The 15,905-nt window shown below is 41.3% G+C and carries 21 protein-coding genes and 1 pseudogene; 11 read left to right on the plus strand and 11 right to left on the minus strand.

Going from position 1 to position 15,905, the window contains the following annotated elements:
• The 8 genes and pseudogenes from A9Y75_RS25495 to A9Y75_RS25525 form a co-directional block, all read left to right on the plus strand.
• Window positions 1–243: pseudogene (locus tag A9Y75_RS25495) on the plus strand (hypothetical protein); the annotation flags it as partial.
• 100 nt (window positions 244–343) lie between these two features.
• Window positions 344–580, plus strand: a complete 237-nt coding sequence (locus tag A9Y75_RS25500) for a hypothetical protein (protein ID WP_071192654.1) — start codon at window positions 344–346, stop codon at window positions 578–580.
• Between the two features lie 76 nt (window positions 581–656).
• A complete protein-coding gene (locus tag A9Y75_RS25505; RefSeq protein WP_071192656.1) occupies window positions 657–1,259 on the plus strand; it encodes a hypothetical protein in 603 nt (200 codons plus the stop codon).
• A 174-nt stretch (window positions 1,260–1,433) separates the two neighbouring features.
• Window positions 1,434–2,249, plus strand: a complete 816-nt coding sequence (locus tag A9Y75_RS29960; RefSeq protein ID WP_236721535.1) for a hypothetical protein — start codon at window positions 1,434–1,436, stop codon at window positions 2,247–2,249.
• Window positions 2,237–2,854 carry a hypothetical protein gene (locus A9Y75_RS29965; protein ID WP_236721536.1) on the plus strand — a complete coding sequence of 206 codons (618 nt, stop codon included), beginning with the start codon at window positions 2,237–2,239 and terminating at the stop codon, window positions 2,852–2,854. The genes A9Y75_RS29960 and A9Y75_RS29965 overlap by 13 nt, the downstream gene beginning before the upstream one ends.
• A 4-nt stretch (window positions 2,855–2,858) precedes the next feature.
• Complete coding sequence (locus A9Y75_RS28915) at window positions 2,859–2,999, plus strand: hypothetical protein (protein ID WP_177176297.1); 141 nt, start codon at window positions 2,859–2,861, stop codon at window positions 2,997–2,999.
• Between the two features lie 100 nt (window positions 3,000–3,099).
• Complete coding sequence (locus A9Y75_RS25520; RefSeq protein ID WP_083389758.1) at window positions 3,100–3,453, plus strand: hypothetical protein; 354 nt, start codon at window positions 3,100–3,102, stop codon at window positions 3,451–3,453.
• Between the two features lie 85 nt (window positions 3,454–3,538).
• Window positions 3,539–4,183, plus strand: coding sequence for a tyrosine-type recombinase/integrase (locus tag A9Y75_RS25525; protein WP_071192662.1), 645 nt, complete (start codon window positions 3,539–3,541; stop codon window positions 4,181–4,183).
• A gap of 19 nt (window positions 4,184–4,202) precedes the next feature.
• Here A9Y75_RS25525 and A9Y75_RS25530 read toward each other — a convergent pair whose 3' ends face one another.
• Both A9Y75_RS25530 and A9Y75_RS28920 read right to left on the minus strand, forming a co-directional pair.
• The gene (locus A9Y75_RS25530) at window positions 4,203–4,511 is read right to left on the minus strand and encodes a hypothetical protein (protein WP_071192664.1); all 309 of its coding nucleotides are present in this window, start codon (window positions 4,509–4,511) and stop codon (window positions 4,203–4,205) included.
• A 266-nt stretch (window positions 4,512–4,777) separates the two neighbouring features.
• The gene (locus A9Y75_RS28920) at window positions 4,778–5,695 is read right to left on the minus strand and encodes a hypothetical protein (protein WP_071192666.1); all 918 of its coding nucleotides are present in this window, start codon (window positions 5,693–5,695) and stop codon (window positions 4,778–4,780) included.
• A gap of 259 nt (window positions 5,696–5,954) precedes the next feature.
• On the opposite strand from A9Y75_RS28920, the gene A9Y75_RS25540 reads away from it, so the two are divergent.
• The gene (locus A9Y75_RS25540; RefSeq protein ID WP_071192668.1) at window positions 5,955–6,590 is read left to right on the plus strand and encodes a hypothetical protein; all 636 of its coding nucleotides are present in this window, start codon (window positions 5,955–5,957) and stop codon (window positions 6,588–6,590) included.
• Between the two features lie 155 nt (window positions 6,591–6,745).
• Here A9Y75_RS25540 and A9Y75_RS25545 read toward each other — a convergent pair whose 3' ends face one another.
• The 9 genes from A9Y75_RS25545 to A9Y75_RS28925 all read right to left on the minus strand — a co-directional run bounded on the left by A9Y75_RS25545 (window position 6,746) and on the right by A9Y75_RS28925 (window position 14,031).
• Window positions 6,746–6,979: a hypothetical protein gene (locus A9Y75_RS25545; protein WP_071192670.1), complete on the minus strand. Its 234-nt coding sequence runs from the start codon at window positions 6,977–6,979 to the stop codon at window positions 6,746–6,748.
• 1 nt (window position 6,980) lies between these two features.
• A complete protein-coding gene (locus A9Y75_RS25550; RefSeq protein WP_071192672.1) occupies window positions 6,981–8,177 on the minus strand; it encodes a phage major capsid protein in 1,197 nt (398 codons plus the stop codon).
• A gap of 348 nt (window positions 8,178–8,525) precedes the next feature.
• Complete coding sequence (locus tag A9Y75_RS25555) at window positions 8,526–11,480, minus strand: DUF5906 domain-containing protein (protein WP_071192674.1); 2,955 nt, start codon at window positions 11,478–11,480, stop codon at window positions 8,526–8,528.
• Between the two features lie 2 nt (window positions 11,481–11,482).
• Window positions 11,483–11,857, minus strand: coding sequence for a hypothetical protein (locus A9Y75_RS25560; RefSeq protein WP_071192675.1), 375 nt, complete (start codon window positions 11,855–11,857; stop codon window positions 11,483–11,485).
• Window positions 11,858–11,969: 112 nt separating this feature from the next.
• Window positions 11,970–12,746, minus strand: coding sequence for a hypothetical protein (locus A9Y75_RS25565; RefSeq protein ID WP_177176298.1), 777 nt, complete (start codon window positions 12,744–12,746; stop codon window positions 11,970–11,972).
• Window positions 12,747–12,771: 25 nt separating this feature from the next.
• Window positions 12,772–13,119, minus strand: a complete 348-nt coding sequence (locus A9Y75_RS25570) for a hypothetical protein (RefSeq protein WP_201788446.1) — start codon at window positions 13,117–13,119, stop codon at window positions 12,772–12,774.
• Between the two features lie 151 nt (window positions 13,120–13,270).
• Entirely contained in the window at window positions 13,271–13,468 is a 198-nt protein-coding gene (locus A9Y75_RS25575) for a hypothetical protein (protein ID WP_071192681.1), read from the minus strand.
• Between the two features lie 15 nt (window positions 13,469–13,483).
• Window positions 13,484–13,885, minus strand: coding sequence for a hypothetical protein (locus A9Y75_RS25580; RefSeq protein WP_236721537.1), 402 nt, complete (start codon window positions 13,883–13,885; stop codon window positions 13,484–13,486).
• Entirely contained in the window at window positions 13,852–14,031 is a 180-nt protein-coding gene (locus A9Y75_RS28925) for a hypothetical protein (protein ID WP_071192685.1), read from the minus strand. Before A9Y75_RS28925 ends, A9Y75_RS25580 begins: the two co-directional genes overlap by 34 nt.
• A gap of 316 nt (window positions 14,032–14,347) precedes the next feature.
• On the opposite strand from A9Y75_RS28925, the gene A9Y75_RS25590 reads away from it, so the two are divergent.
• Window positions 14,348–14,815, plus strand: a complete 468-nt coding sequence (locus A9Y75_RS25590; RefSeq protein WP_236721538.1) for a hypothetical protein — start codon at window positions 14,348–14,350, stop codon at window positions 14,813–14,815.
• A gap of 3 nt (window positions 14,816–14,818) precedes the next feature.
• On the plus strand, window positions 14,819–15,613 hold the full coding sequence (locus tag A9Y75_RS25595) for a hypothetical protein (protein ID WP_071192689.1): 795 nt from the start codon (window positions 14,819–14,821) through the stop codon (window positions 15,611–15,613).
• Window positions 15,614–15,905 lie beyond the last annotated feature (292 nt).

Here is a 15,905-nt window from a genome sequence, read left to right on the forward strand (position 1 = left end):
GATTTTGAGAAGATAATGAGTGGTGATATTACCACTGCTCAAAAGGTTGGAGAGTTAGCCCGTCAAGGAAGATTTAACAGCGAATTTGCCCCTAAATTTGCACAGGCTTATGTGGAAATTATGCAGGGGACTGAAGCATATAACCAAGCCATTGCTGACATCTTAACCCAAGCTGGTAAGAGTGGGATAGCTATTGATAAAGCAGTTGGTAAAACCACCCTAGCTCAAGGTCACTTTAGCTAACACTAAATATGGTCACGAACGCAAAGAACTAGCTCAACAATTCCTGTTTGATAAAAATGCTGAAAATGTCCGGCATGAGTATCAACTTAATTATGGACAGATGAAAGGGTACATAGATGCACATTTCACAGCGGTAGACCAACAAACAGCACTATTAGAACAGTCAAACCGTCCAGAAGTTAAACAGTTAACGGCTGATGAACAACGCCAAACTAAGGTGATGAATGAAGCCTTGAGCAGTGGTGATAATGCCAGATATGACTTGATACCTGCAAAGCGTTATAACAGCGGTTTTAAAGCCAAATTATTAGAACTAAAAGCAGCACTCGGCTTTTAACCCGTAGTTAATTAATATCCCTCTACCAACGCGAATTAGTAGAGGGATATATCAGGTCAAAATATTACTTACTCCTATGTTAGCCCCTCACCAACCACCGGATCTAGATTCAGTTCTAGATAGTGATGATTCTCAACAAATTAACCAGGAAACTGCAAGATATTTAAACCATATTGAATCAAAACTCTATGCTGATATCCAAACCAGAAAGCGTATTGACTCCGGTTTATTGTTTCTAGCTTGTCAATTTAGTTCCTGTTCCCTAAGCTGGTTGCTGTTTAACCTACAGGTCACATTATCAATTATTCAAGTTGCCAGCGCCGTTGTTTCACTGCTACCAGGGTTAATAGATGTTGGGGATGGTTTCAGTTTTTCTCTATCATCTGAATCCTGGGAATTTAGCTTAGGTCAAAAACCACTGATAGGAATAATCAAACTGTTAATAGGTGGGGCTGTATCTATGCAAGGTACATCTAAAATCACCACTGAAGTTATCGTCACACAATCCCAAATATCCCAAACCTACAGCGAGATTAGAAGTAGTGAAGGGCTAAGTTTTCAATTACCTAATGTTGGGTTTAGTTTGTTGATTGGGTTAAGTGCTATCGCACTGCTAGGAATATTTAAAAAAGTTTCTACCACTGATAATAACAAAGGGAATCAAGACAATGAGAATTAGAGGTAATTGGGGATGTTTTCAGATGTTTCTGTCCGGTATAGTAAGTGCTATTGCAATTAATTACTTAATCACTGGTTTTCTTGACATTGTTTTTAATATTGATAAATTACTAACTTGGTTACAGCGTTCTGGTATTGCTGAGTTTATATACAGACTATTTGGAGGTCGTTAACGATGCAAGAAATAGCAGAATTTAACACCAAATTAACCAAGCAACGCAAATCATCTACTCTCTTAGTAGGTGTTCTCCTAGCCTGTGGTTTTACAGCTTCTATACCGATGTTTAGTGACAGCATCAAACACACAGAAACCTTATACTGTAATACTCAAAGTAGCTGTAAAGGTTTCAATATTAAACGCGGTATTAGTTTTTTAGTAGACAGAGAAAGACGTAATCAGTTATTTGACGACTCTATCAAGGTACTAAAAGTTTTACCACCAGAAGATGATAAAGCAGTGGTGTGGGGTTTAGTTTCGAGTATTTTCTTGTTAACCGCTTATGGAGTAAGTAAGGCACTCACTGACCATCAAGAAAAATCAATACATAGCCAATTCAAACTGCTCAAAATAAAGGCACTTGAGAACGATTTATTAGAACAAACTCACATAGATTTATTTGGGTTTACCAAGAGTAACCAAGCTGAGATTACCAAACAAGCCATAGCCCGTCACACCCAAGAAACAATACAGGCTATGAAGTCAGAAGGGGAAGTACAACTAGACCACCTAAACGGACAATTACAAGGCACTTTATCCATTAAAACTCACCAATTACAGGTTAGTGAATTAGACAAAGAAACCGCTAAAAATGAATTAGAAACAGCCGAAATAAAACGCAAACTGGACAAACTTAATAAACCTGTCCAGGATGCTAAACAACCGAGTGCTAATGAAGAATTAAAAACAGTTCTGATTGATGCTCTAAAGGGTCATGAGGATGGTTATCTGTGGAAGATAATTAGTAGCTTGAAACCTCTATGGCTGAGCTGATAGGTAATCAAGGTTCAGGGAAAACCTACACAGCCGGAGCGATCACACTTATCAGAAAATACTGCCTTGATGCTCCAATCTACTACACCCTAGACCGTCACTATACAGGGGAGAATAGCAAAGTTTGGCAATATCTAGAAAGTCAAAATGTTGCACAGTCAGAAGATGAAATAGCTGCTGCTATGGCTGATTGTGGACAATATTGGTTAGATAGAATCAAGGCTAAACCAACCAATAAAACTCAGATTATAGTAGATGAGTATACCAACCTACGCGGTTTAGTTGGGGAAGTAGCTGATACTTTCTTTAAGCTTAGTTTGACGGATACAAGAAAAGCGAAAAACTATTTATTGGGGATAACCCACAACGCCACTAATTCTAGTTTTCCTGAAGGTACGAAAGATACTCGTAAAGCCGGAATGATTTTGATTGAGAAGTTTTCAGCGAACGGTGAAACACCCCTACCTAGAATCGTTGTTAGGTATGGTTTGGTTGATGATAACGGTAACAGCTTGGAGGATGTTGAAAAAACTTTACCGAGTTGGTTTCACCCTGAAAAATTACATCAGCACTTCAATGGTAAACCTATTAATTTTGAGGAATAAAAAGATGTTGTACTTACCAAAAATTTTGATGATATCTGGTTTAACAGTTTTGATTTGTACGGTGATTTTAGGACAGCATACCCATAAATTCCCCTCCAAAATAGATATCCCACTACCAGCATACTTACCCAAGTCTCAAAACTGAAAATATCAGCTACCAGAGTTAAACAGCGAGATGCTGACACTCGAATTGTCCTGGTAGTTATGGCTTTAATGCCAAAATTCACACCTACCAAATAAACATTATGAAGGATATCGACTACCCCGATAACCCCCGGAGTTTACCATGCTGGTTTTCTCCCAAGGATAGCTATGTTATGTCAGCTTTACTTGCTGATGAATTTGAGTATTTAGGAATATTAGAAGATTGTCCAACTCCTGATCATTTAGAGGTTGTATCAGGTCAATGGAGTATAGGCTGTATCTGTGCAACTAACGAATTAATAGCTATCTGTGACGGCGCTGTATTTAGTTTTGATTGTGATGGGGAATCGCTGCTAGAACTCCGGTGGGGAAACACTAAAAAACTTATTCGGCATAGCCTCAAGACTTACACCCCAACCATCACCCACAAGCAACTCGAACTGTTTGCAGCCTAGTTTTTTTCATCAGCAATGATGATTAATCCCCCAAGCCAGGGGATTTTTTCATGTAGAATTTTAGCTATCAAATTGATAGCATCAGATGAAAATAAACAGGCACGGACGCGCCAAAGTTCTTACACAGCAAGAAATACAGTTAATTTTTAGTCAAGGCTTGGAAAACGACCGGGACAGAATGCTGTTTGGTGTCTGCCTGTTTAGTGCGTGTAGAATCCGAGAATGTGTAACATTGCAAACTCAAGATATTTACACACTCAAAGGTGAAGTTAGATCGCAATTCATAATTAGAAAATCAAATACTAAAGGTAAACTGGCCACGCGAACCATCCCAGTGATTGAAGACTTACGGCGGTTACTCACTGGCTACTACTCAATAGCTGGTGACGTTTATCTGTTTCCCGGTCGCTTTGAGGGACACATAGATCACGATTCAGCAGCAAGGATTTTTAGGAAAGCTTGCCAACGAGTAGGAATTGTGGGAGCGAGTACCCACAGCTTCCGGCGTACAGCCTTAACCCAGATGAGTAACGCGGGTATACCGTTAAGGGTAATTCAGGAAGTTAGCGGACACAGGAATTTAGAACAGTTGCAAAAATATCTAGAGGTGGGTGATGAGCAGGTGTTAGGGGCTGTTTCTGCCTTATCGATGTTGTCACCTGTGGTTGAAGTCGGTAAATGGGTTTATGACGGCCAGTCCTCCCCCAACCTTATGAAACAAATTACATGAGGTTGGGGGAGGCGATCGCCTAAGTATCTGTATCCAACTCAGCTAAGGTTTTGTCCAATCGGTCGTTTGCGTCTTTAGCAATCTGGATGTAACCTATGCTGCCCACGAGTCCAGCAACAGCGGTAAAAGCCCCTTCGGGTGCTTTGTTCGCAAGCAGCAATCCAGCACCTACAAAAGTGATACCGCAAGATAAGGCAGCGACACTCAAGGCAAGGTTAAAGCTGTAACGGGCTTGACGTAGGCGTTCTTGGACGATGGCAGACCTTACCGATAAATCAGGCTTGTTAAGCTTAGATAATTTATTATTTAACTTGGTATGTTTATTCATATTTATACAAATAAATTTTTTACACTAGTAGTTTGTCAAACTCAATATGGTGAAAAGTATGCAAAATGCAGCCCCAACCATAAAAAAATCCCCTTAACTGGGGATTGGTCATTGAGGGAAACTCCCCCGGTGATGAAATCTTTTACATAAGGTTTGGCGATCGCACCCCTCAGCAATTAATCCGTTTTAAAAGCGGAAAATCCCCCGCCGTCGCAATTAGCCACAGGCAGGGGATAAATTTTTGTCAGTTGTCAGTTCCCTATTCCCTATTCCACTAAATAAAAATTGCTTGATGACTCCACTATGCAATCTACCTGATTGATGGGGGATTTAATCATTGTGGTGGAGGTTTTGATGTTGTGGCCCATAGCTTTTAAAATTGCTTTGATATCCGCTGTGTTGTCTTCGAGGGATAGCTTGATTCCTATTAGCTCTTCTATCGCCTGTTGATGGATTCTGATTTTTTCATTAATGCCCTGTTCCCTCAACCACTCGGCATAAACCCTAAAATTTTTATTGCCCTTGTTGAGCAAAATTTCGTGAATGCCTAGCGCCTCAACTATTTGGTCATTGGTCATTAGTGATTGGTCATTAGTGACTGGTGACTGGTGACTGGGGGATTTTTCCGATTTCATTTCTGTTAAATCATCCCCCGGTGGTAGTTGGTCATTGGTGATTGGTGATTGGGTGAGGGTGTTAGGAGTGCGATCGCTACCTTCCCCCGGTGGTAATTGGTCATTGGTCATTGGTAATTGGGGACTAGGAACTGTGGCAGAGGATGATTTGAATTCCTCAAACTGCTTTTTTAATTCTTGTAGTTCCTCTAGCAGCCCGTTAAATTGCCCCATTGCGGCGGTGTAGGCAGATGCGATCGCCTCCTTAATCTCCCCATCTGCTAATGATTCAGCTATCAGATTTTTAATGGTGTCTACATTGTCAACAATAGTCAACTTCTCTAATTTTTCCTGTACAGCAGTTTCTATCAATTCCTGTACCTGAATCATGTCTACACTGTTTACAACTTGTATACTAGGCTTTTTTACCTCTACACCCAAGGCACTTAATAAAAGTCGTTTGGCGGTCAAATTTAAGCTTTTTTCCCCATCTTCCTGATGTTGGCGCAACAGTTCCAATTCGTCATCTGTCAACCTAAATGAGATGGGAGCATTATTAGTAGTGGTCATAATGTCTACACTGTTTACTAAATGTTTACATCATGAGTATAGCTGCTTTGTTTACTGCTGTCTACATTCTGTAAACATATATAAGTAAACCAGATGTAGACAATGTAGACAAGATAAATAACTCTAATGTTTACTATGTTTACAAACTGTAGACACGGTTGATATATTCGTAATTGTAAACACAGTAAACATTTTACAGGGTAGACGCTTCACAGATATACCACCCTGCAATGTAGACAAGAAAAAAAGGAATCTCGCAATGTTATTAACTCAAGTAATCGCTTCACAACAAACCGCTTACGCTGAATTACAAAGCCAAATAGAGGAACTACAGCAGCAGCAACGAGAAATTCAGGCATATTTGCAGCAGCTAGGTAGCATTGAAAGCAAGATGGTATCAGCACTTCAGATGGTACAAGAGGCAGTAGGGGAGATTAGGGAAATTTGCCCCGGTGAACTGGGAAATTATCAGGCTTCTATTGATGCCCTCTTTGGGGATGCTCCAATTGCGGTTTTGAGCGCCGCAATTGAACCAATCACTACACCAGAAACCACAGAAACCACCACCACCGACACCCAACCCACAGAAACCGAACCACAACCACAACCAGAAACCGACACCACCGAACCAACCACCGACGACACCCAAACCGAACCAGAAACCAACCCAACCGACTTGATCACCAAAATAAAATCAAAAGCATCAACAGAATTAAAATGGCAAGATTACAAGAAATTTATTAACAGCTATTCCTTGCCAGAAACCATTGCTAGAAAGCCAAAAAATGAGATAGAGAATATCTTTGACCAATTCCTGAAAACCTGCGATATGGCTACGCTACAGGCAATATTAACCAGCCTTAATAATCAGATTTCTGAAAAGCAAGCAAGGTAAAAATAAATCCCCCAAAATGGGGGTAATTACTTCCTACAAAAATATGGTAATACCAAAATTATAAACCAAAAATCCCCTAATTTGTAATATGAATTAGGGGATTGTTTAGCTTCTACACAAGAGTAAAATCTAGCGATTCTTGATTTAATTATAGCCTATCTTTTCAGAGAATAAGCATTAATTAAAATTTCTTTAATGCTCTGGTTGCTATTGATAATCTGCCTCATTCTGATGAATTTTACAGCCGCTTTTATATCGCTTTCATCAAGCTTATTAAGGGGCATTCCCACACCTGCAAAGCTTAATTGCTTACCGCTCGGAGTCGTTACAGTGCAATGGTTAGGCGAATTTTCAACTATATAAAAATCCCCTAGTGATTTTGCTTTCATATTATGAGGTGATGCAGTCTAAAACGACCGCGAACGAATTCTCATGGCGTGGTGCAATATCAACCGACTGAAGCGCCCTAACCTCTACATCTCCATTGTCAAACCCCGCCCCATAGGGATTAGCTAAAAGCTCTAGTTCCCCCCACATCCCTATTAATAAATCAGCGAAATTTCCGAAGATGATAGCACTTAAATTAGTGCCTGTGCCTTTAGTTAAATCGCTTGGAATTTGATTGCTAACCCCCGCCCTATAGCCATTTAGCTCCCCATTCCCAATAGCATCATCATTATTGCTAGATTCCCAGATCCAACTGCTATCCGTTCCTGCGGGGTTTTTGATTGTGGTTTTGAGCTTACCTCTCACCTTGCTATTGGTTAGATACCCCAGAGTTCCCACATCGGCGTTGTTGCCTGAAATAGCCGATTCCATTTCTACAATTTTTGCCCATGTAGGCACAGCGCCATTAGTGCCTAACGATACTACTGAAACACCGGGATAATTTAAGATTCCCAGCGGCTCACCACTTGCACCAGTGCCACTTATGGCAGCTTGATCAATTCCCAAAGCTACCCCCGCCGCTAAATCTTCCCTGATAAATGCCTCAGCATCAAGGCTGCTTTGTAGGAGGAAATTTCTGGTGTAACGTGATTTTGCCCCTACGGTCTTGGGTTTCAGGGAAACTTTATCAAATGTAGATTCGCTTTGAGCTACATTTGCACCCTCTGAAGGCAACCAGTACACGCTGCTTACTCCGCTTTGACGGGGTATGTCTAAATCCCCTCGCAAATCAGCCAACATACGCGCCCCCATCAACATGATTAAGGCACGGTTACGCAGAAATGTAATGTAATCGCTGCTGGTAATAGTTTCTACCGTCGCGCCGCCTGTGGCTGATGCCCCGACAGCATACGTCGCACGGGTTTGAGAATCTGGAATTAATAAATCAGTCATTGGGACTAGCAGCCCGTTGGTTGAGCGGTTCGACTGCTTGCATAGCTCGTTGCTTAATTCCACCTCAAAGCCGCAGTCGTTAAAATTTTTGGTGGCCGCTCCTAGAATTGCTTTTCTCAAGCTGTACTGCTTTTGCTCCTTACGGCTTAATCCTAGTGTGGGCAGGGGATTTGGGGAAAATTCCTTGCTAATAAATTCCTGCCTTTGGGCTTTGTAAGGGTTGGGTAGGGGTGCTGTGGTTTTCATGCCTTGATTTATTTATAGTAAAAATGTACTACTCTAAGATAGCACAAAGATACTATAAAAATGACTACCAATATCAAGCAAATTCTAATAAGAGTGAGTGAGGATGAGTTCAATCGATTAACCCACTACGCACGCCTACACTACCGCACAAAAAACGAAGTTTTGAGGGAGTTTATCAGAAAATTGCCAGCACCCCCACAACCCAAGCCTAAAAAACGCGCTAAGAAGCTATCAAAATGATTAAACAGTAGTAGGAGTGCTTATAAATTTTCTTAGCTAGACCTACGTTGAGGCTTTGCTACCCGCATTGCTTGGGGTCTAAAAGATAGTTTTATGGGGGGGATGGTATTACAGTTTGCACAGTATCCACTCGGCTGAACCGCCCCCAATCGTTGCGGTTAGCTGCCCAGATTTTTTGTCGAAGTATTCAACGGTGCAGTGGTGTAAATAGCCTTGCTGGTATTCAATTTCCGTAATCGTGGCGGTGATTTTCCAGCCTCTTTCAGCATGGTCAAGGGTGGGATAGCATCTGATTCTATCGCCTACCTTAAATTGGGGTTCTGTTGTCAATAAGTTGTTTTCCACCCCAATAAGGGTATCTTCCACCCCAGTTCCACCCCAGTTGTCCACCCCTGAAAGGCAAGGTGTGTCAGTGTCGCACCCCAACCACCCCAAATTATCAGAATTATTTTTTTCTGAATCATTACTTGTACATTGTTGGGGTAGTGGTAAAGTTTCTAATTTTTTTTCTGCCAAGGAATTATAAGAATTGGGGTGGTTGGGGTGGAAGTCTTGATTTATAAGGGTTTGTTGGGGTGGGAATTGGGGTGGAATTGGGGTGGGATTTTCGCTTATTGCGGTGGAGATTTCCTTATTGAGAATGGTAGTAAATGTAATGCCTTGTAGTATGGGTACATTCTTCTTACCATCGGGTCGGGGCATCGTTGCCAATTTCGCTTTCGGGAATAGCTGCTTAAATCTTGCCAGCACCTGGTTAGTAGCTTTGATATTCTTGTCGGATGCCTTGACCTGATCCTGCCAGATAGCTTTCTGATTCCCGTTGGTTTCCTGATAGGTTAGAGTGCCATTGTCTTGATACCATGCCTCTAGCTTTATCCAGATGTCGGAAGCTGACAGGTAGCCATTGGGGTCATAACTTAAACCTGTATCCTGTATGAACTGGAACAGGTGAGAGTTTTCGGCTTGGATATCTTCTAGTGCCTGTTGGGTGCAACTGTAATCTATGCCGTTCATCATCAAATCTTTGAGGGCATCCAGTAACCGATTGAGCAAAGCAGGGCATACCATCAGCCGCAGAAACATTGGGTCATAAGCGAAGCGTGGGTCAGCTTCTAATTCCCCCTTCGTTGGGTCAGCACTGGTTTTGTAAGTTTTCTTGAAATCTAAAACACCGTATCTAGACAAGATGGCCTCAAGGCTGCCTTGCATATTTGGCACATCGTTGATGTTAAACAAAAACACCGTATTGGGTGTAAATTCTTGACCATCTTTGCCCTTAGCTTCTGCCACCAAAGGATTACCCGTGATTGCTGCTTTTAAGCTTTGGATACGGTCTAGTTTGGCGCTGTTGGTATTTTCAGATGCCCAATTAATCCGGCTATAAATCAAGTTGGCAAGGGGGAATCGGCGGCCATCGTCGTACTGTGCAAAGTCGTTAAGGGTAGCTGATGTGACACCTTGTTTACCAAAGATTGTACTGATAGATTCCCTCAGTGCATCTTTACCATTGCTACCTGTACCGCGTAAAAGCAAGGCACGAATCAACCTACCCTTGAACCGCCGAACATTAGGTAAATCAAGGCTTGCAGCAATTACCTTTAAGAAAATATCTCGCTGTGGTGCATCCAGGGCATCAAGTAGGCGATCGCAATCCTTACTATCAGCATTTGGGTTGTACTCTACCAGTGGGGGATAGGTGTAGTAATAGTTGGGTGAGTGTGGGACTAATTGCCATGATGGTTTGTCAGCATCCCAAGTGATTTGGAGAATGCCATTTAAGCAATTCAAACCAGACGGATTCAACTGATCTATATCTACGTGAAAGGATGTTTTTGCCCATTTTAAAGCCTCTTCTATATTTCCTGATTGAGCATAGGGATAGACAGTAACTAGCCTGCCAGTATCCTTGTCTACAACTCGCTTTGAGTAGCTATTACAGAAGTTTTTAATTCGTTTTCGTTCGCTACCATCAGATACCAATCTGTAATGATTTTCATCCCATTGGTAAAGCTTATCAGCGGCACAAATCCAGTGAGAATGAGTGTAGAGGGCATTAAAAGCTAATTGAGAAAATGATAATTTCTCATCACTGCCACCGGGGGGAATATCGTCAAAATCTTCTTGTGTATCTTCTTGTGCATCTTCTTGCAACTGTGCAGTTTCCCTAATCTGGAATTGTAGTAAAGATGCTAAATCATCCCCAGTCATAGATACTGTATTTGCAAAATTAGCTATATCCCCCTTGTTTGGGCATTCCTCCCATATTTTTAAGGGGTCAAGGGTGACAAACGGTAGTCCAACTTTTGCGGCTGCTTCACTGCATTTTTTAGCTTTGCTGTATCCGGTATCGTCGTTATCTGGCCAGTAGATTACCCCAGCTACCCCAGCATTTTTTATGGCTTGGAAGTATTCGAGTAGTAGCTTTTCAGTCCAGGCGCTACCTTGAAAAGTGAAAGATAGTATTTGGTAATTTACCCGCGCTACATCTGTACACTTCTCACCTTCTACACCTAACACCCAGTGACCCGCACCATATTGGGATACCTCATCAAATCGGTATGGTTGCCAGATAACATCCTTCTCTTTACCCGCGACCTCTACACCCTCATTATTAATGTGGTAGGGAATTGCGATTTTGCTTCCATCTGCTTTATCTGTGCGGTTTACCCATTGGGTAAGGGAGTAGGGATATTTTGTGATTAGGTTTTCCCTCACCGCTATTGTTTCCGGTGCTGTTACTGGGTTGGGTAGAGTGCCTATGCTGATGTTGTTAGTGGGAATTGGTGCGGGTTTTAATTTCTTATTTTTTCGGATGGGTACAACTTTGGGGTTTGGGGTGTGGTTGTGGTTGCCTTTGACCTGTTCCCAAGGGCTGATTGCCTCTCTAATGTCCTTGCAGTCGCAGTCATTGTTCCAGCAATGATATTTCCCTGTTTTGGGTTCAATAGCTAAATCATTGCCTTGACAAACGGGGCATATATATTTATCCTTTTCTTTAGCTGGTGATAGCTTGTCAAGAAAATTACGGATATCAAAAGGCACTACTTCGGTATTTGTAAACATGGCTATGCACACTCCCCAGCAAAATTATTTAAATTACTTTCGATTTTTAGAATTTGATTGACTTGGTATTGGTCGTACCAGGTCAGTTTTTTTAGGCGCTCCAAGAAAATGCGATCGCCTTCCCCAATCCCAGCAGCTTTTAACAGCAAGGATGGATCGGGACATTCCCGCACATATCCCCCGCAACAGCCACGGTGTAAGGTTTTGCGTCCGGTGCGGGGTTGAGAAACACAGAATAAGCGGCAATCGTTACCGCAGTAAACACATTTCATAGTCGGGACATCCTTGATGTGAATTGATGCCCCGGCTGCTAAACTTGGGTTATGAAATAAATTACAACAGGTGTTTGTTGTCTTGGTTGCGAGTGTTTGTAGCACTCGGTTTAGCAGCCGGAAAAACAGACATCTTTTTTTTCGACACTTACAGAATAATCTGAAAAGCTTTGCAAAGACGGCATTTTTTGGAGTGGTACGCGATTATTAAGAAAGGTTAAGAGGCTGCCTTTCGATGCCCTTTGACGACTGAAAAACCCTTGACCCCTTTTCTGGGGTGAAGGCTGGCACTGTAGGCAGATGATAATTTTCTCCTAGTAGCGTCGTAGCTTCTTAGCCTTTCCTTTACATCAGGAGATTTAGAGAGAGTGGCCGCAAGCATTGCCAAATACCAAAGCCCCCAATCCCGGTTAAACTCGCTAAATATTTTCCTACTCTCAATTTCATGCTGTTTAATTTTCAGTTCCTCTTTTTTGGTTAGGTTAGGTTTGGCCCGGAGTAGGGGTAACTTGCTAGAAAAGCTTGACCACTCATATAGTTTTCGTGGCTTAAATTCCCAGTAGTCTGTTAGTGAAATAGATGATATGGAGTTGCCCTCAATAACTTTGCAGATGTATTCCCCTGGTGAAGGGGGAATGTACATTTTTAAGCTTTTAGTGAACTCTAAAATTTCTTCCCATGCCTCCTGAATCAGCCAGTAGAATTCTATGTAGCTTTGAGCTAAGAGCTTATTTTCTTGTGGGATGGATGGTACTTTTTGCCCTGAAAAATATGCTTTTAAGTAGGCATGAATATCTTGATAAGCTTCCTTGGTTTCCACCCAAATCTGATACTCAAATTCTGTCCGAAAATGTACAACAGGTGGCAATCCATCAACTGTTTGAAGCATTAATTGGTAATCGGTATTTTGCATTGTTGAACCATATTTCATCGGTTGACCGCCGCTGATTTGTGGGGGTGAGGTTGCGATCGCACTTTTTACCATCAAGGGCAATTAGTCTCACCTCTTGTAACAAATTTCAAGAGGCTGTCTTTCCCCAAACATTTAAAACTTTGATGCCGCAACTATCCGAAGCTAATTCCTGGCAGTTTGTGTCAAGCTCCTCCAGCCCCCGGTCATGGCAGTAATCGGCTATGGCGAAAAATAAATCTGATAAATCTAAACTGTTGCGCTCATAAATTTCTAGCAGCCTCCCCAAGTAAAACTTCGCGGTTTCCTCCTGATTCTTGTTGTATCCGTTGTCACCAGCTACAGCATCCTCAAAAACATCAATCCTTTCTTTTAGCCGCGCCTGTTGCAGCATCGACTCTTCCAAGAAAATGTTTATTTTTTGCTCTATCCGTGTCAGCAGTTCAATTTCACTCATGGCAACACCTGGTATTTTTATTGACAGCAATAAAATTGATAAAAGCCTTGTAGGATAAGGCTTTTGAATTTTTACCATCAAGGGTAAAAAACTTACCCCACACCCTCATGTAAAAAATTACAAGAGGTTGGGTAGGCGGGGCGATCGCACTTCAAACCTGAATAACATTAAATATTTCTTGGCTGATTTTCATGACGATGATTTTGGCCTCAGAGAAAATCTCAAACATAACCCTGTAGCGGGCTGACAGAAAACCCGCAAACGCAAAATTGGGGCAGTGGATGGTAATTATTCCGCCGCCGACACTTTCGACATAGCAAAAGCCGAGTAATTCACGTGTGAGGTTCATTCCCTTAACCTCTCGCTATTTATCCATCAGCCTGATCAAGATTGCCTCTAGCCTTTCGAGTGCAGCATTGGTTGAGCGTTGATTTTCCTCAAAGCGTTGCTGATGTAGCTCAAAGTTACGGTCAAGTCTAACTATGATGTCATCTAAAACCGCGCTACGACCTAAGACAGTATTGGCAGTTCCAGTAAAGTCGTTAACTTGGTTTGATAGGTCATTTAGGCTGTTTGATAAATTACCAATCGTTTGTGTATTAATTGTCTGTTGTTCTGCTACTCGGTCAAGCCGTTGGGCTGTTTGCAGCAGTAAATTTTCTATTTGATCAAGTCGGTTTGGTTCGGTGGTCATGGCGTTGTTGGGTGCTGTTGTATGCGATCGCAATTTGCTTAACTTGCTTTTTGACTTTGGTTTTGTTGCCATTCTTGAATGTATTTCTCTACCAGTTCCCGTGTCTTCTCGCTCATGTTTGTATTGTCTCTGGTGCAACACACTTTAAATTCTGTCCTTAACTGTTCCGGTAGAAATACACGGTAACTAACCATTTTTTCATCTAGGTTTTCTGACATAGCCGATATAGATACGCTGCTTAACCTATTTTGCCTCCTTTTTTGTATTTTGTATCTATAGGTTGTATATGTCGCTTGACATATAGGCTATATATCGTCTACCATAACAGATATACCTGACCTATGCAACCCCCTTGCAATCCAAAAGCCTTGATATGGCTGATTGATGCGGGTTCTAGCCAGAAACTAGGTAAACCACATCCAGCAATTTACTCACAGTGAATAACTATGCACCTCAAATATTTAGGATGCGAAATACAGATAAGCAGGATGTGAAACGCAAGTAAACAGGATGTAAAAATCATGCACTGCATTTATGCAGATTACCACTAGAGCATATTGCATATATGGAGTTATGGAACAGGAACGAATTATTTACGAAACTTTGATTGGTGCAAGGGTATGTGATACCCACTGGTGGAGAGTCAAAAAAGTAATGTCAGCTTGTGAACTACCACTAAATAAAAGTGGTTTTGAACTGTTCCTAGCACTTAAAAAAACCACGCCTAGACACTTCACCCAGTACCACAAAATCAAAGGTTTATTGTCAAAACAAGTAGAACCAGCGTTAGGGGATGGGGTAACAGGAGAACAGTTTTTAAAGGTAATTGAACAACTAAACATCACCCCAAACCAGTCAACAGTTAGCAGATGGTTTAAGGCAGTTGGAGGGTTTAAATCAACTCAGTTCTACTGCAAAGCTGCACTATTGCCAATTGTTGCCACTGCCTTAATCTATAAGTCTAAAATTCAAGATTCACAACTATCAAAAATAGGAGCATAAATCATGTTGACCACAATAGCTAAACGTATCCAATCAAGACTATCTAGACAAGGGTTAAAAGTCTCATTAGGAGAAATTAAATCTCAATGTGAACAGATGATAGCTGATGTTGAGAACGCCACGGAAACCGATATTTTAGCAGTGACAGAATATTTCATCAGTAACGCTACCAAACTAACAGTAATTAGTGAAGATACCGCTACAGAACAAACAGAAGTAGAGGAAACATCCATCTGTGTAGGTGGTGAACTTGGAAACATTGCAGAACCTACACAGACAGAACTGGAAACATTAACCACTGAAGATGTAGACATAGTAAACAGTGTAGACAATGCTATCAATACAGCATCTATACAGGATATAGACAGCAACGATTTACACACAAATGAAGCTGCTTTAGATACTGAGAACCAAACAGCTTTAGCCACTGCCACCAAATCAGAATTAGTCAGCAGCACTGCTCACAGTTTGGGCATTGTATTGGACGTTGGGGAGATATCTTTAATAGCTGAAAATATAGGGACTAGCACTGATTCACTAGAACAAGATATAGATGCTATTGAATCAGCAATCATGGCATTTGTAGAGCATAAAGCTATGATTAGTCAGCAAAAAATTAACCAGATGGTTTCATCAGTTCGGCGAACTGTTCAACATAAAAATTCTGAAAACTCCCAACTGCTAACAGATGGACTGAGAAGTATTAACAGCGATATTCAGGAGGCGAATAAGGACTTTAAAAGTAACGTCAAAAAGGCACTTTCAGCCTTTGCAATACCAGCTATCAAAGCCGGATAAAAGCTTAACAGTTCGGGTTAAACCCACTGCTTTGATTACTTCTCTTCTGCTACTGATAACCTTCATTTCTGGACTAATAGCACTAGACAATTATCGTTTTAGTAGCAGTTCCATCAAACTAGAACACAGATATTTTGTTGACCCTAACTCATATTTGGATGTAACACGATGAACCAACCAACAAAGTTACAAAAACCAACCAAACTAAAGAACCATGTAACCAAAAAGGGTAAACGCTTAGGTCAAGCTTTATCTTCTAAATTTGGAGTCAGTTTAGATGATTTTGAGAAGA

Origin of the sequence: Trichormus sp. NMC-1, assembly GCF_001858025.1 — a bacterium.
In the GTDB taxonomy this organism is placed as follows: Bacteria; Cyanobacteriota; Cyanobacteriia; order Cyanobacteriales; family Nostocaceae; genus Anabaena.

Bases quoted from the DNA above. Each gene is read 5' to 3' on its own strand.
- A9Y75_RS25590 (WP_236721538.1), top strand. From the start codon at position 14,348: ATGCAGATTACCACTAGAGCATATTGCATATATGGAGTTATGGAACAG.
- A9Y75_RS25575 (WP_071192681.1), bottom strand. From the start codon at position 13,468: ATGAACCTCACACGTGAATTACTCGGCTTTTGCTATGTCGAAAGTGTC.
- A9Y75_RS29960 (WP_236721535.1), top strand. From the start codon at position 1,434: ATGCAAGAAATAGCAGAATTTAACACCAAATTAACCAAGCAACGCAAA.
- A9Y75_RS25530 (WP_071192664.1), bottom strand. From the start codon at position 4,511: ATGAATAAACATACCAAGTTAAATAATAAATTATCTAAGCTTAACAAG.
- A9Y75_RS28925 (WP_071192685.1), bottom strand. From the start codon at position 14,031: ATGTCAGAAAACCTAGATGAAAAAATGGTTAGTTACCGTGTATTTCTA.
- A9Y75_RS25505 (WP_071192656.1), top strand. From the start codon at position 657: ATGTTAGCCCCTCACCAACCACCGGATCTAGATTCAGTTCTAGATAGT.
- A9Y75_RS25580 (WP_236721537.1), bottom strand. From the start codon at position 13,885: ATGGCAACAAAACCAAAGTCAAAAAGCAAGTTAAGCAAATTGCGATCG.
- A9Y75_RS25520 (WP_083389758.1), top strand. From the start codon at position 3,100: ATGAAGGATATCGACTACCCCGATAACCCCCGGAGTTTACCATGCTGG.
- A9Y75_RS25550 (WP_071192672.1), bottom strand. From the start codon at position 8,177: ATGAAAACCACAGCACCCCTACCCAACCCTTACAAAGCCCAAAGGCAG.
- A9Y75_RS28915 (WP_177176297.1), top strand. From the start codon at position 2,859: ATGTTGTACTTACCAAAAATTTTGATGATATCTGGTTTAACAGTTTTG.
- A9Y75_RS25500 (WP_071192654.1), top strand. From the start codon at position 344: ATGAAAGGGTACATAGATGCACATTTCACAGCGGTAGACCAACAAACA.
- A9Y75_RS28920 (WP_071192666.1), bottom strand. From the start codon at position 5,695: ATGACCACTACTAATAATGCTCCCATCTCATTTAGGTTGACAGATGAC.
- A9Y75_RS25555 (WP_071192674.1), bottom strand. From the start codon at position 11,480: ATGTTTACAAATACCGAAGTAGTGCCTTTTGATATCCGTAATTTTCTT.
- A9Y75_RS25540 (WP_071192668.1), top strand. From the start codon at position 5,955: ATGTTATTAACTCAAGTAATCGCTTCACAACAAACCGCTTACGCTGAA.
- A9Y75_RS25545 (WP_071192670.1), bottom strand. From the start codon at position 6,979: ATGAAAGCAAAATCACTAGGGGATTTTTATATAGTTGAAAATTCGCCT.
- A9Y75_RS25525 (WP_071192662.1), top strand. From the start codon at position 3,539: ATGAAAATAAACAGGCACGGACGCGCCAAAGTTCTTACACAGCAAGAA.
- A9Y75_RS25595 (WP_071192689.1), top strand. From the start codon at position 14,819: ATGTTGACCACAATAGCTAAACGTATCCAATCAAGACTATCTAGACAA.
- A9Y75_RS29965 (WP_236721536.1), top strand. From the start codon at position 2,237: ATGGCTGAGCTGATAGGTAATCAAGGTTCAGGGAAAACCTACACAGCC.
- A9Y75_RS25570 (WP_201788446.1), bottom strand. From the start codon at position 13,119: ATGAGTGAAATTGAACTGCTGACACGGATAGAGCAAAAAATAAACATT.